13 protein-coding genes and 2 pseudogenes are annotated in these 13,336 nt (G+C 63.8%); 11 read left to right on the forward strand and 4 right to left on the reverse strand.

What is annotated here, in order from left to right:
- The 4 genes and pseudogenes from FJ490_RS00005 to FJ490_RS00020 form a co-directional block, all read left to right on the forward strand.
- Positions 1-153, forward strand: a pseudogene (locus tag FJ490_RS00005) (S-(hydroxymethyl)glutathione dehydrogenase); the annotation flags it as partial.
- 273 nt (positions 154-426) lie between these two features.
- Positions 427-1,260 carry an S-formylglutathione hydrolase gene (fghA, locus tag FJ490_RS00010; RefSeq protein ID WP_140728063.1) on the forward strand — a complete coding sequence of 278 codons (834 nt, stop codon included), beginning with the start codon at positions 427-429 and terminating at the stop codon, positions 1,258-1,260.
- A gap of 27 nt (positions 1,261-1,287) precedes the next feature.
- A pseudogene (locus tag FJ490_RS00015) lies at positions 1,288-1,413 on the forward strand (isocitrate/isopropylmalate family dehydrogenase); the annotation flags it as partial.
- A 55-nt stretch (positions 1,414-1,468) separates the two neighbouring features.
- Positions 1,469-2,539 carry a tartrate dehydrogenase gene (locus FJ490_RS00020; RefSeq protein WP_140728064.1) on the forward strand — a complete coding sequence of 357 codons (1,071 nt, stop codon included), beginning with the start codon at positions 1,469-1,471 and terminating at the stop codon, positions 2,537-2,539.
- Positions 2,540-2,580: 41 nt separating this feature from the next.
- Here FJ490_RS00020 and FJ490_RS00025 read toward each other — a convergent pair whose 3' ends face one another.
- Positions 2,581-3,516, reverse strand: a complete 936-nt coding sequence (locus tag FJ490_RS00025; RefSeq protein ID WP_140562362.1) for a LysR family transcriptional regulator — start codon at positions 3,514-3,516, stop codon at positions 2,581-2,583.
- Between the two features lie 77 nt (positions 3,517-3,593).
- Between FJ490_RS00025 and FJ490_RS00030 the strand changes: the two genes are divergently transcribed.
- Positions 3,594-4,121, forward strand: coding sequence for a hypothetical protein (locus tag FJ490_RS00030; RefSeq protein WP_140728065.1), 528 nt, complete (start codon positions 3,594-3,596; stop codon positions 4,119-4,121).
- Positions 4,122-4,185: 64 nt separating this feature from the next.
- Here the strand turns inward: FJ490_RS00030 and FJ490_RS00035 are convergent, their stop codons facing one another.
- The 3 genes from FJ490_RS00035 to FJ490_RS00045 form a co-directional block, all read right to left on the reverse strand.
- A complete protein-coding gene (locus FJ490_RS00035) occupies positions 4,186-4,932 on the reverse strand; it encodes an SDR family NAD(P)-dependent oxidoreductase (protein ID WP_140728066.1) in 747 nt (248 codons plus the stop codon).
- A gap of 59 nt (positions 4,933-4,991) precedes the next feature.
- Positions 4,992-6,503, reverse strand: a complete 1,512-nt coding sequence (locus FJ490_RS00040; protein WP_140728067.1) for an altronate dehydratase family protein — start codon at positions 6,501-6,503, stop codon at positions 4,992-4,994.
- A 192-nt stretch (positions 6,504-6,695) separates the two neighbouring features.
- Positions 6,696-7,370: a GntR family transcriptional regulator gene (locus tag FJ490_RS00045; RefSeq protein WP_140562356.1), complete on the reverse strand. Its 675-nt coding sequence runs from the start codon at positions 7,368-7,370 to the stop codon at positions 6,696-6,698.
- Positions 7,371-7,680: 310 nt separating this feature from the next.
- Between FJ490_RS00045 and FJ490_RS00050 the strand changes: the two genes are divergently transcribed.
- From FJ490_RS00050 to FJ490_RS00075, 6 genes are all read left to right on the forward strand, one after another.
- On the forward strand, positions 7,681-9,180 hold the full coding sequence (locus tag FJ490_RS00050) for a sugar ABC transporter ATP-binding protein (protein WP_140728068.1): 1,500 nt from the start codon (positions 7,681-7,683) through the stop codon (positions 9,178-9,180).
- Positions 9,177-10,175, forward strand: coding sequence for an ABC transporter permease (locus FJ490_RS00055; RefSeq protein ID WP_246672596.1), 999 nt, complete (start codon positions 9,177-9,179; stop codon positions 10,173-10,175). The genes FJ490_RS00050 and FJ490_RS00055 overlap by 4 nt, the downstream gene beginning before the upstream one ends.
- Positions 10,175-11,170 carry an ABC transporter permease gene (locus FJ490_RS00060; protein WP_140728324.1) on the forward strand — a complete coding sequence of 332 codons (996 nt, stop codon included), beginning with the start codon at positions 10,175-10,177 and terminating at the stop codon, positions 11,168-11,170. The genes FJ490_RS00055 and FJ490_RS00060 overlap by 1 nt, the downstream gene beginning before the upstream one ends.
- Positions 11,171-11,184: 14 nt before the next feature.
- On the forward strand, positions 11,185-12,123 hold the full coding sequence (locus tag FJ490_RS00065; protein WP_140514469.1) for a sugar ABC transporter substrate-binding protein: 939 nt from the start codon (positions 11,185-11,187) through the stop codon (positions 12,121-12,123).
- 165 nt (positions 12,124-12,288) lie between these two features.
- Positions 12,289-12,504 carry a KTSC domain-containing protein gene (locus FJ490_RS00070; protein ID WP_140514471.1) on the forward strand — a complete coding sequence of 72 codons (216 nt, stop codon included), beginning with the start codon at positions 12,289-12,291 and terminating at the stop codon, positions 12,502-12,504.
- A gap of 133 nt (positions 12,505-12,637) precedes the next feature.
- Positions 12,638-13,318, forward strand: a complete 681-nt coding sequence (locus FJ490_RS00075) for an aspartyl/asparaginyl beta-hydroxylase domain-containing protein (RefSeq protein WP_140514473.1) — start codon at positions 12,638-12,640, stop codon at positions 13,316-13,318.
- Positions 13,319-13,336 lie beyond the last annotated feature (18 nt).

The following is a 13,336-nucleotide window of genomic DNA, read 5'->3' on the forward strand; positions in this document are numbered from 1 at the left end:
CGCACCGACGTGCCCAGGATCGTCGACTGGTACATGGACGGCAAGATCGAGATCGACCCGATGATCACCCACACGCTCAAGCTCGAGGACATCAACAAGGGGTTCGACCTCATGCATGAGGGCAAGTCGATCAGGAGTGTCGTGGTTTATTGAGGGCGGCCACACGCCGCGGGCCCGAGGACATCCCCGCTTGGACCGACAGGAGCCCTGTCGGCTTGAGAAGGCGGGCCACAGAAATGCCCGGACTTTTCGCTACCTCCAGCCTCCCGGCCAGGTCGGCGTGTTCCCAAAGTCCGGCGTCGACCGGCGGCGTGACCAAGGTGCACCTCGGTTACGCCGCCGGTGCTGTTTGCAGGGCTGAAGGTTGCGGGTGCGGCGGCCGGCAGCTATGTCGGACGGAAAGGTCATGACGAAAAGGCAGAGTTGATGAAAGTCGTTTCCACGTCCAAGTCGCATGGCGGCGTCCAGGGTGTTTATTCGCACGCTTCAGAGGTCTGCGCCTGCGACATGACCTTTGCCGTCTTCGTGCCGCCGCAGGTCAAGGATGGGCCGGTGCCGGTGCTGTGGTATCTTTCGGGTCTCACCTGCACTCATGCCAATGTCATGGACAAGGGCGAGTACCGGCGCCTGGCGGCCGAGCTTGGTCTCATCGTGGTCTGCCCCGACACCAGCCCGCGCGGTGCCGATGTGCCGGACGAGAAGGATAATTGGCAGTTCGGCTGCGGCGCCGGTTTCTATGTCGATGCGACGCAGCAGCCTTACGCCAGGAACTACCGTATGTATTCCTACGTCCTCGACGAGCTGCCGGGATTGATCGGCGCGAACTTTCCTGCCGACATGGCGCGCCAGGGCATATCGGGGCATTCGATGGGCGGACACGGCGCGTTGACGATCGCGCTGAAGAACCCCGACCGCTTCAGGAGTTGCTCGGCCTTCGCGCCGATCGTTCAGCCGACGACTGCTGGCTGGTCGCGGCCTGCGCTCGAGAAATATCTCGGCGCCGACGACAGGGACTGGCGCGCCTATGACGCCACGCTGCTTATCGAGGACGGCCGCCGTTTTGGCGAGTTCCTGGTTGACCAGGGCACGGCCGATGGGTTCCTTGACGAAGGCCTCCGTCCGTGGCTGCTCGATGAAGCCTGCAAGAAGGCCGGCATCGACCTCACCTTGCGCATGCAGGAAGGCTACGATCATTCCTACAACTTCATCTCGACCTTCATGGACGATCACCTGAAGTGGCATGCCGCTCGGCTAGGCTGAAGAACCGCCGGGCATCATCAGCGGTAGGGCCTGTGCATCGGCGAAGGCGACATAGCCACGGCGCAAGCGGCGCACGGGTCCGCGCCCGATATCGCCGGCAAGGGCATCGTCAATCCCTATGCGATGATCGAATCCACCCGCATGCTGCTGCAATGACTTGGCCACAACCGCGGCGCCATCGTCGCTGCCATCGAGAAGGAAACTGAAAATGTCCTCGCATAGGATCGCTGTCATCGGTGGTGACGGTATCGGGCCGGAGGTCGTCGAAGCCGGCGTGAAGGTGCTGGAAGCCCTGACCGCTGTCGAGCCGGGTCTGGCCTTCGACTTCAAGCGCTTCGACTGGGGCTCCGATTATTACCGCCGCAACGGCCGCATGATGCCGCCGGACGGCCTCGGGCAATTGGAGGGTTTCGATGCGATCTATTTCGGCTCGGTCGGCGATCCGGACCTTCCCGACGACATCACCCTCTGGGGCCTGCGCCTGGCCATCTGCCAGGGATTCGACCAATACGCCAACGTGCGGCCGACGCGCCTCTTGCCCGGGCTGACCGGCCCGTTGCGGCCCGATCTCGGCAAGCAGATAGACTGGGTGATCGTGCGCGAAAACAGCGAAGGCGAATATGCCGGTGTCGGCGGTCGCGCCCATCGCGGACTGCCTATCGAGGTCGGCATGGATGTCGCCGTCTTTACCCGCGCCGGGATAGAACGCATCGCCCGTTTCGCCTGCGAGCTTGCGCTGTCGCGCCCCCGCAAGCTTCTGACGGTCGTCACCAAGTCGAATGCGCAGCGTCATGGCATGGTGCTGTGGGACGAAGTCGTGCGCGGCGTGCTTCGCGACTACCCTGATCTCACCGTCGACTGGATGCTGGTGGACGCCATGACCCAGCGCATGGTCAACAAGCCCGGCAGCATCGACACGGTTTTGGCGACCAATTTGCATGCCGACATCCTCTCCGACCTGGCCGCCGCGCTGGGCGGATCGCTCGGCATCGGCTCGACGTCGAACATCGATCCCTCGCGCAGCCGGCCGTCCATGTTCGAACCCATCCACGGTTCGGCCTTCGACATCACCGGCAAGGGCGTCGCCAATCCGCTCGGATCGTTCTGGACGGCGAGCCTGATGCTTGAGCATCTCGGCGAGCAGGCCGCCGCGCGGCGCCTCATGGTTGCGATCGAGCTTGTCACGGACCGGGCGGAATATCTCAGCCCCGATCTCGGCGGCACCGCGAGCACCGCCGAGGTTACCGCCGCGGTGATCGCGGCCCTTCGCGCCAATTAGCGCGGCACGAGCAGGCAAGCACGTCACCGAGGGCGGTGGCCTCAGGGAGTTCGCGCGCCTTCGGCGTCCGTCCCCCGATATTTCACATGCTCTATGAACGCGCGCAGCTTGGGCAAGACCTGGCGTCTGTCGGGATAATACAGAAAAACGCCCGGCGTCGTGACGGCGAAGGGCGTGAGCAACGCTTGCAACCGGCCATCGGCAATCGGGGCCTCGGTAAGAGGGCCGGGCACCTGTGCAAGTCCGACACCTTGGATCGCCGCGCCAAGCAGTGTCGGGTAATCATGCGCGACCAGCGGCCCGGAGACGATTGCCTCGACGGTCTTGTTGCCGTCGATGAAGGGCCAGGGCGCGATCGATCCGTTGGAGCGGCGCATGCGCAGGCAGGCATGGCCGCGCAGATCGTCGAGGCGCTCCGGCCGTTTCTGCCGGCGCAGATAGCCAGGGCTGCCGACGACCACGAGCGGGAACGGCGGCGTCAGCCGAACCGCGACCATGTCGGCGGCGATGAACTGGCCGAGCCGGATGCCGGCGTCGAACCCCTCGGCCGCCAGGTCGACCAGCTCACCGCTTGCGGCGATCTCCACCTCTACTTCGGGATAGGCCTGGCAAAAGGATGCCACCAGCGGCTCCAGCAGGATCGGCACCACGGCGCGCGGCACAGAGAGGCGCAACAGCCCAGTCGGCCGCTGCCCAAGTTCACGTGCGACTTCGCTTGCGGCGACCAGTTCCTCGAAAGCGGGCTTTGCGCGCGAAAGGAACCGTTCGCCGGCTTCGGTCAGGCCGACGCTGCGCGTCGTGCGCATGAAGAGCGCCGCACCGACGCGCACCTCGAGCGCGCGCACCGCCTGGCTGATCGCCGATGGCGTGACGCCGAGCTCCGCGGCCGCTTTTCGGAAGCTGCGGTGTTGCGCGACGCCGAGGAACGCCTCCACGCCGTCGAGCGCACCTTTCCGGATTGTGAAGTTCTGCTTCATGCCCCGTCAACATTATCGCGAATAGTCGACCGCTGGAAGCGGGCGTAAATTGCGCCTTACATCTCTTGGGAGGCCATATGTCGCCTGCAACCATTTTCCTGTTACATCTCGCTCTAGGCTACGTGCCTTGGCTGCTCTGCGTCGGCGTGTATGTCTTGCCCCGGCTCAGATCCGTCAACCTGGTCGAGGCGCAACGTGCCATCGCCACGCTGCACAGCTTCCGCTTCTTCGGGCTTGTCTTCATCGTTCCAGGCGTCGTCGGGCGCGATTTGCCGGCTGATTTCGCCACCTTCGCCGCCTATGGCGACTTCGCAACCGGAGTGTTGGCGATGCTGGCGCTTTTGACGACGAGGATACGTCCGCTGTTCTGGTTGTTCGTCGTCGCGTTCAATCTCGTGGGGACGATCGATATCGCCGTCGACTACTATCACGGCAGCCAAGCCGGTCTTCCTGAGCTGGCGGGGCAGTTGGGCGCTGCATACGCGATCCCCGTAATCTATGTCCCACTGCTGCTGATCACGCACGCCGTCGCGTTCTACCTGATGCTGCGCCCCCAGTTCCAGGCAGCTCGAGTCTTCGCCGGCGACGCGGCCGCATCTCCGTGACGCAGCAAGTGCCGGTGTACCGGGGCGCCGCGGCGCAGACGCTTCGCGGCGCGCCGGTATTCGACTAATAGGTCGTGCGCCCGCCCGACAGGTCGAAGGTCGAGGCGGTGGTGAAGCTGTTTTCCTTTGAGACGAGCCAGGCGACCATGGCGGCGGCCTCGTCGACCTCCAGCAGACGGCCGCGTGGAATGCGCGAGCGCATGTATTCGATGTGCTCGGGCGTGAGCTGTTCGAGGATTCGAGTCTGCGCGGTGGCCGGCGAGATGCAGTTGACCGCAATGTCATACTGCGCGAGCTCCTTGCCGAGCGACTTGGTCATGCCGATGACCGCCGCCTTCGAAGCGGAATAGGCGGCGGCGTTGGGATTGCCTTCCTTGCCAGCGACGGAAGCGATGTTGACGATCCGCCCGTAATTGCGCGCCTTCATCCCGGGCACCACGGCGCGGTTGACGTAGAAGGTGCCGTTGACGTTGATGTCGATGATCTTCTTCCACGTCTCTATGTCGTAGCTGTCGAGCGGGGCGGCGGGACCGGCAATGCCGGCAGAATTGACCAGGATGGAGATTTTGCCGACGCTCTCCTCGGTTTTTGCCCGCGCGGCGTCCACCGTCTCCCAATCCGCAATGTCGACGACCAGGGTCGTGGCGGCCTTGCCAAGGTCGCGCTTGGCCGCTTCGAGGCGCGCCTCGTCGACGTCCCATAAGGTGACCGTCGCGCCGGAGGCGACGAAACGTTTGGCCATCGCGAAGCCGAGGCCTTGCGCGCCTCCGGTGACCACGGCGTGTTGGCCGTCAAGATCGATCCTGTTCATGCCGAGCGTTCTTTCTGGTTGAGTGAATTGAGGTTGCCCGTTGCGGGCGGGCGATGTCGCTACATGGTAGCGCCGAGGTTCCAGGGCACGAACTCATTGTCGCCGTAGCCCAGCGATTCCGATTTGGTACGCGCGCCCGATGCCACGCGCAGGATCTCTGCGAAGATCTCCTGGCCTTTGTCGTCCAGCGTGACGCCGTCGAGGATGTCCCCGCAATTGATGTCCATGTCCTCGCGCATCTGCTCGAAAATGAAGGAATTGGAGGCAAGCTTGATCGAGGGCGTCGGCTTGCAGCCGAAGGCCGAACCGCGCCCGGTGGTGAAGCACAATATGTTCGCGCCGCCGGCGACCTGGCCGGTTGCCGAAACCGGATCGTAGCCGGGCGTGTCCATGAAGACGAGGCCGCGTTCGTTGATCGGTTCGGCATATTCCAGCACCGCGCGCAGATTGGTCGTCCCGCCCTTGGCGGACGCGCCGAGCGACTTCTCCAGGATCGTCGTCAACCCGCCGAGCTTGTTGCCGGGAGACGGGTTGTTGTTCATCTCCATGTCGTGCTTGGCTGTGTAGTCCTCCCACCAGCGGATGCGCTCGATCAGCTTCTCGCCGACCGCGCGGTTTTCCGCGCGCATGGTCAGCAGATGTTCGGCGCCGTAGATCTCCGGCGTCTCGGACAGCACCGCCGTGCCGCCTTGCGCGACAAGCAGGTCCACGGCGGCGCCAAGCGCCGGATTGGCGCTGATGCCGGAATAGCCGTCCGACCCGCCGCATTGCAGCGCGAGCACCAGTTCGGAGGCCGGTTGTGGCGTCCTTTGCGCGGCGTTGACCATGGGCAGCATATCGACGATCGCCTTGACCCCCGCCTCGACCGTGTTGCGTGTGCCGCCGGTCTCCTGGATCGTCATCGTGCGGAAGGTCGTGCTCTCCTCGATGTTGTAGGACTGCATCCAGCGCGGAATCTGGAACGCCTCGCAGCCAAGCCCGACCATCAGCACGCCGCCGACATTGGGGTTCGTGGCAAAACCCCACTGCGTGCGCTTCAAGAGGTCGTAAGCGGGGCCTTTGGTGTCGATGCCGCAGCCAGTGCCATGGACGAGTGAGATCACGCCGTCGACATTGGGATAGTCGCGCAGGATGCCGCAGCGGTTGACCTCTTCCACGATGAAGCGGGCGACACTGGCCGAACAATTCACCGAGGTCAGGACAGCGATGAAGTTGCGCGTCCCGACCTTGCCGCTCGGCCTGCGGTAACCCATGAAGCTCACGCGCTCGGCTTCAGGGACGACGAGCGTTTGCCTGGCGTTGGTGCCGAACAGATAGCCGCGTTCGAAATTGCGCAGATACACGTTGTGCTCGTGAACCCAATCGCCGGCGGCGATCGGTCCGCGGGCGAATCCGATGGTCTGTCCGTATTTCACGACCGGCTCGTCCGAAGCGATGTCGCAGATCGCCATCTTGTGGCCGCGCGGTATGCGCGCCTTCGCGGGGATGTCGCCTGCCTTGTCGCCGATCATCAACGGATCGACCGCCAGAAGGATGTTGTCGGCATGCGAAAGCTGGATGAACCGCGCCATTACGAACTCTGAAAAAGCCCCGCCGGCACAATGCCGCCGAATGGATCGGAATACTAATATAATAGAACGTCAACCGTCAAGCTGCGAACATTGCTCGCCGGGCATCGGCAAACCGGCCGGATGGCAGGTTACAGGTCGACGCTGAATGGACCTGGAACCTCCGCCGCCCGTCTCAGCGCTCAGTCGAGGTCGTCAGTCGAGAAGCTCGGCGGCGACTTCGAGCGTGTTGCGAAATGACGTCTCGAGGTGATGCTCCATCGCCTGTGCGGCGCCCTCGGCGTCGTGACGCTTCAGCGCGTCCAGAATGGCCTCGTGCTGCTCGATCGTTTGCTCGCCATAGCCGGGCTTCGGAATGGCGAGATAGCGGCCGCGATCCATCTGCGCCTTTGAGATGTCGACGGCGCGCCAGATCATCGGCAAGCCGCATATTTCGGCGATGGTGCGGTGAAAGACATCGTCGAGCTGAATCGCTGTGGCGTACCTGCCGCGCGCTATGGCGAGCTTATGCGCTGCCATGTTGTCTTCCAGCAATTCACTGGCAGCCGGCGTCAGCTTGGCGGCGGCGCGCCTGGCGCTCTCCATCTCCAATGCACGCCGGATGACATAGGCTTCCTCGAGGTCGGCCCGGCTGATGGGAGCAACGTAGGTGCCGGTCTGCGCCAGGATCTTGACGAGCCCTTCGTCGCTGATGCGTTTGACCGCTTCGCGCACGGGCGTGCGCGAGACGCCCAGCGCTTCGGCAATTGCGATCTCATTGATGACCTCACCCGGTTTCAGCCGTCCGACGACGATCATGTTGCGGATCTTGTTGTATATCTGGTCGCGCAGCGGGAGGGCTCGATTGAGGGTCGAAGGATCTAGATCCATGGAAAATCCCATCGTTCGTCCACCTGAAATGGCAAAATTATTCGAATGTCAAACGGAATGCACCTGCTTGCGACGCGGGGTTCGTTGCGATCCGACGCCAGTGACGGAGCGGTCAGATCCAGCTTGCCAGAACTATTATATTAGTGCAATAGTGCCGCCCGTTGCGTGATTTTCAGCCTATGGTGAAGTGCCTGGTGCGGATGCGCTGAAAGGGGCCTTCGGGCGGGCTCGAGGTGGGCCGAACCGTGCCTTGAAGTGCATTATACTAACATAACGCTGCCCGCATGCTACCAGGGAGGACCAAGCCTAGATGAGTGCCGCCGCCGATTGTGCCCTGGACATGAGAGGCATCTCCAAGAGTTTTCCCGGCGTGAAGGCCCTGTCGAACGTCAATTTCGCTGTCCGGTTCGGCACCGTCCATGCGGTCGTCGGCGAGAATGGCGCCGGCAAGTCGACGCTGATGAAGGTGCTCAACGGCTCCTACGCTCCGACCGCCGGCACGATCCTCGTCGGCGGCGCCGAAGTGCGCATGCGGCGTCCCGCCGACGCCCAGGCGCTCGGCATCCGCATGGTGCACCAGGAGATCAATCTTGTTCCCGACCTGACCGTCGCGGAGAACGTCTATCTCGGCCGCATGCCCGGCAAATGGAGCTGGCTGCACAAGGGCGAAATGGTCAGGAAGGCCGCCGCCGTCCTCCACGAGCTGGGCGCGGCCATCAACCCGCGCGCGCGGCTCGGCGACCTGTCGATCAGCCAGCAGCAACTGGTCGAGATCGCCAAGGCCTATGCGGCGCAGCCCAGGATCATCGTGCTGGACGAGCCGACATCGAGCCTGAGCGAGCACGAAACCGCGGCGCTGTTCCGGATCCTTCGCAAGATGCGCGATGACGGCATCGCCATCGTCTACATCAGCCATAGGCTGAAGGAGGTTCTCGAGATCGCCGACGAGGTGACCGTGCTGCGCGACGGCTCAATGATCGAGACCCGTCCGATCGACGGCATAACCGCGGCCGAGATGATCAGGCTGATGGTCGGCCGCGAGGTCGCCAACGTGTTCCCGAAAAGCCCGGCCGCGATCGGCAAGTCCGTGCTGCGTGTCGAACGCATCGGCGACGGGGCGCATTTCCGCGATGTCAGCTTCGATGTGCGCGCCGGCGAGATACTGGGCTTGACCGGACTGGTCGGGGCGGGTCGCACCGAGGTAGCACGCGCCATCTTCGGCCTGTCGCGGCTGGTGGAGGGAACGGTCAGCGTCTACGGGCGCAAGGTCGCCATCAACTCTCCTTCCGAGGCGGTGCGAGCCGGGATCGCCTACGTCCCCGAGGACCGCAAGGGCGACGGCATCATTCCGGGCATGTCGGTCCGCGAGAACATCAGCCTGTCGATATTGCGGCGTCTGACCAGCTTCGGCCGTATCAGGCGCAGCGCCGACCGTTCGCTGGCGACGACCTATGTGAAGCAGTTTTCCATTTCGCCGCCCGACGGGGAGCGGCGCATCAACCTGTTGTCGGGAGGCAACCAGCAGAAGGCGGTCATCGCCAAATGGCTCGCGGCCAAGCCCTCCGTGCTCATCCTCGACGAGCCGACGCGCGGCGTCGACGTCGGCGCCAAGGCCGAGATCCACAGCATCATCGGCCGGCTTGTCGCCGACGGCATGGCGGTGGTGATGATCTCGTCGGAACTGCCCGAAATCCTCGGCGTCTGCGATCGCGTCGTTGTGATGCGCGACGGCCGCGCATCGGAGCCGCTCGCCCGCGCCGAACTGAGCGAGGAGCGCATCATGGCGCTGGCGACGGGGGAGGCGGCATGACTGATGCGGCCATGGAGACCAGCGGGGCGAACCGCAATGACCGCTTCACGCGCGGCAGCAGGCTTGCCGATGTCCTGTCCAAGGCGGGGCTTGGCTTTGCCATCCTTGCAGTGATGCTCTACGGCTCATTCGTCAGCCCCGCCTTCTTCACCACGGGCAATCTGCTCAACGTCCTGACCTCGATGTCCATTGTCGGCATCGTCGTCGTCGGCATGACTTTCGTGCTTGTGGCAGGCGGCTTGGCCGACCTGTCGGTGCCGGCCACCATCGCCTGCGGGGCCATCCTTTCGCTCGGGCTGCAGCCAATGATCGGGCCGGTTCCTGCCTTCGTCCTGGCGGTGGCGCTTGCGGGCCTTATCGGCCTGCTCAACGGCGTGCTGGTCGGCTATGTCGGTATCAATCCCATCATCGCCACGCTCGGCATCGGCACCATCGGGCTGGGCATCGTGCAGGCCACTGTCGGCGGCGTCATCGTCTATGGCAACAATCCCGCTTCGGCCGAATTCGCCAAGGGCCGGCTCTTCGGCGTCCCGGTCGTGGTGCTGATTTTCCTGCTGATCGCTCTCATAGGGCATTTCGTCCTCTCGCGCTCCTTCTGGGGCAGGTGGACGCTCGCCACGGGCGGCAATTACAGCGCCGCCGAGGCGAGCGCGGTGCCCGTGCGAGCGGTGAAGGCCGGTGCGTTCGTGATCACGGCGTTGGCTTCGGGCGTCAGCGGCGGCCTGCTGGGCCTGACCTTGCAAAGCGCGCGGCCGCTGATCGGCGCCGGCTACGAGTTCAGCGCCATCACCGCGGTCGTGGTCGGCGGCGTGTCGATTATCGGCGGTTTCGGCTCGGTGCCGAGGGCGATCGCGGGCCTGATCTTCGTGCAGCTTCTGACCAACGTCATGGTGCTCGACGGCGTGCGCACGCCGATCCAGGGTTTTGTCCTCGGCATCCTGATCGTCGGCGCCGTCGGCATGGACGCGGCATTGCGCAAGAGGGGGGTGGCGTGATGAGGTTCCTGGCGCTTGCCTCGCGGCACAGGGTGGTGATCATCCTCGGCCTGACGCTGATCATTTCCGCCTTGGCGGTTCCGGGTTATTTCTCCGCATCGACCCTCGGACTCGGCCTCGACCGGGCGGCGACGATCGGCCTGATCGCCATTGGACTTACGGTGCTTCTGGTCGCCGGCCAGATCGACCTCTCCGGCGGCGCGGTGTTCGCGCTGGCGGGGATCATGTCGGTCATCCTGCCGCGCGAGATCGGCATCCTGCCTGCCGCACTTGTCGGTATCCTGGTCGGCATGCTGGCAGGCGCCATCAACGGCGCGCTGGTCGTCGGGCTGAAGGTGAACTCGCTAGTGCTGACGCTGGCGACGATGCTGATCTTCCGCTCGCTCGCGCATTGGATCACCAACAGCCAGCCGGTGACCGGCACCGACATCATGCTTTCGCTGGCGTTCGCCAAGATCCATCTCGAAATCTTCACCATCCGCAGTGCGCTGTTCATCGTTCTGATCGTGCTGCTGCATGTCTGGCTGACGCGTACCATACCGGGCCGAAATGTCTTTGCGGTCGGGTCCAATCCGGCGGCGGCCAAGGAGAGCGGCATCGCCTCCGATCGCATCGTTTTTCTGGGCTTCGTCTTCGCCGGCACGCTCGCCGGTCTCGCAGGCGTTCTCCAGAGCCTCGTCACCAACACCGGTTCGCCCGTCTTCGGCTCGGAACTGACGGTCGCCGTCATTGCCGCGGTCGTGGTCGGCGGAACCCGCCTCGAAGGCGGCAAGGGATCCGCGCTCGGCACGCTTGGCGGCGTGCTGACGATCGGCTCGCTGACCATCGCGATGGAGTTCCAATCCGTTCCCGCATACGTCCAGCAAGTCGTGTCGGGGCTTATCCTGATCCTGCTCGTCGTGCTCGATCGGGCCGTGACTACCAAGGGGAGGGCGCCGGGCACAGGCCCCGCGCTCATTCGCGACAATCCAATCACTCAAGGAGGAAATACATGATCGGGAGGAAACCTATGGTTGGCAAGAAAAGCATGCTCCACATTACCGCCATGGCGGTAATATTGGCCTCGACGGGCTGGGCCAGTGCAAAGACGGTCTGCTACGTCACGGCCGCGGATTCGCATGCCTATGCGACGCCGGCCAACAAGGCGCTCCAGGCGCGCGCCGGCGAGCTCGGCATCGAGATCCTGAGCCTCAGCCAGGATTTCGACGTCCAGAAGGGCACCGAGCAGCTCAACACCTGCGTCGCGCGCAAGGTTGACGGCATCATCCTGTGGCCGCTCGACCCGCAGGCCTACATACCGGGCCTCGCCCGCGCACAGCAGGCGAACATTCCCGCGATCCTCATCAACTCGCCGATGAGCGACGATGCCAAGCCGTTCATCAAGTCGTTCACCGGGCCCGACGTTTACGAGGAAGGCAAGCTTGCGGCCGACTCGCTCAGCAAGGCGCTTGGCGGCAAGGGTTCCGTCGTCATCATCGCCGGCCAGGCCGGCAACGGCACGACGATCGGCCGCGTCGGCGGCTTCACCGATCGTCTCAAGGAAACCAGCGCCGACATCAAGGTGCTCGATACGGTCAATGCCGATTTCGACCAGCAGAAGGCGCTGGTGGTCAGCCGCGACCTGATCACCCGTTTCGGCGACCAGATCAGCGGCGTCTATGCCAATGACGACACCATGGCGCGCGGCTTCATCGACGCCTGGAAGGAGGCCAATCCGTCCAAGGCGGCACCGCCGATCGTCGGCATCAACGGCCAGAAGGACGCGTTCGAATCGATCCGCACCAACGAAATGTACTCCACCATCGTGCAGTCGCCGGTCGAGGACGGCCGCCTGGCGATCAACACCATGGCGGAGATCATGGACGGCAAGGAGGTCAAGGACCGTTTGCCGATCCCGCTGACGGTCGTCACCAAGGACAATGTCAACGCGGTCGAGCCGGCGTTCTGATCCCTTGGGGCCGGCTCGGCAGAAGCGGGCCGGCTCCTTCATCTCCTGGCGCGGACGGACGATCCGGCTGCGCTGCTCCCGAATGGAAAGGCCTGTCGGCCAGGGCTGCCCGGCACAGTTGGAACTTCCGTTTGCGCCCCGGATTATCCATCCGGGAGAACGCCAATGCCTTCTACGGCCATCCGCAGCACACAGTACGATCCCACCACCAGGGCGCTTTCGGTCTGGTTCGTACCGAGCGGAAACCGCTACGACTACGAAGACGTGGAGCCCGAGACCTACGCTGCCTTCAAAGCCGCCTCTTCCAAGGGGCGCTTCTTCAATGAATTCATACGGGATCGCTACAGGTTTCGTCTGGTCGAACGCGCCCCTGAACGCTGACGAACGCCAGCAACAAGGCGCGGGATCGCGGGACTGTTCGTCGGTCACGAATTCGTGCTGACAGGCATACGCCGAACAAGATCAGCAACTTAATTGCCGGATATTCGTTTCATGATGTCCTCGAGGCCATGAAATGTCTCAAGTTTACGATCTTGCATCCGGTCTGGTGCGGCGGATCTACGAAAAGCGCATCGACGCGCCGGCGATCCTCGATACCGCCAGCGAATTTCCAAACGCCACCAAGTTCACGGCCGCCTGGCAGGCCATCCGCGACGAAGCGCTTGCCGTGGGCAAGGCGCCCCGCTTCCACGACATCATGCCTGAACAGGCCGACATCTCGGCCAATGACGGTCGCGACTGGCGTATGTTCGTGCTCAAGGCTTACGATGTCGCGGTTCCGCAAAACCTCGCGCGAATGCCGGTCCTCGACCGGCTGCTTGCAGAATGCCCTGAGGTGAAATCGGCGGCGATCTCTTTCCTGGCTCCGGGCAAGCACATTCCCAGCCACCGCGGCCCATTCAGGGGCATAATGAGGTTCCATCTCGGCCTGGTGATCCCTCGACAGGCAGATGGTCGTCCGGCGACGGTCATGATGATCAATCATCAGGAGAGGCGGATCGCCGACGGCGAGTGTCTGTTGTGGGACGACACGTTCCCTCATGAAGTGACAAACAACGCCGACAAGCCTCGCGTGGCCCTGCTTTTGGATATCTGGCGTCCACGAATGCCGCCCGACATGGAAATCCTGTCACGGCTGATCGTCCACGGCGTGCAGGCAGGCATGCGCCGCAGAGGCGTGTCCTTTTCTGCGTGAGGAGAGGCTCGCGGGCCA

It is taken from the genome of Mesorhizobium sp. B2-5-11, from assembly GCF_006440835.1.
Classification (GTDB): domain Bacteria; phylum Pseudomonadota; class Alphaproteobacteria; order Rhizobiales; family Rhizobiaceae; genus Mesorhizobium.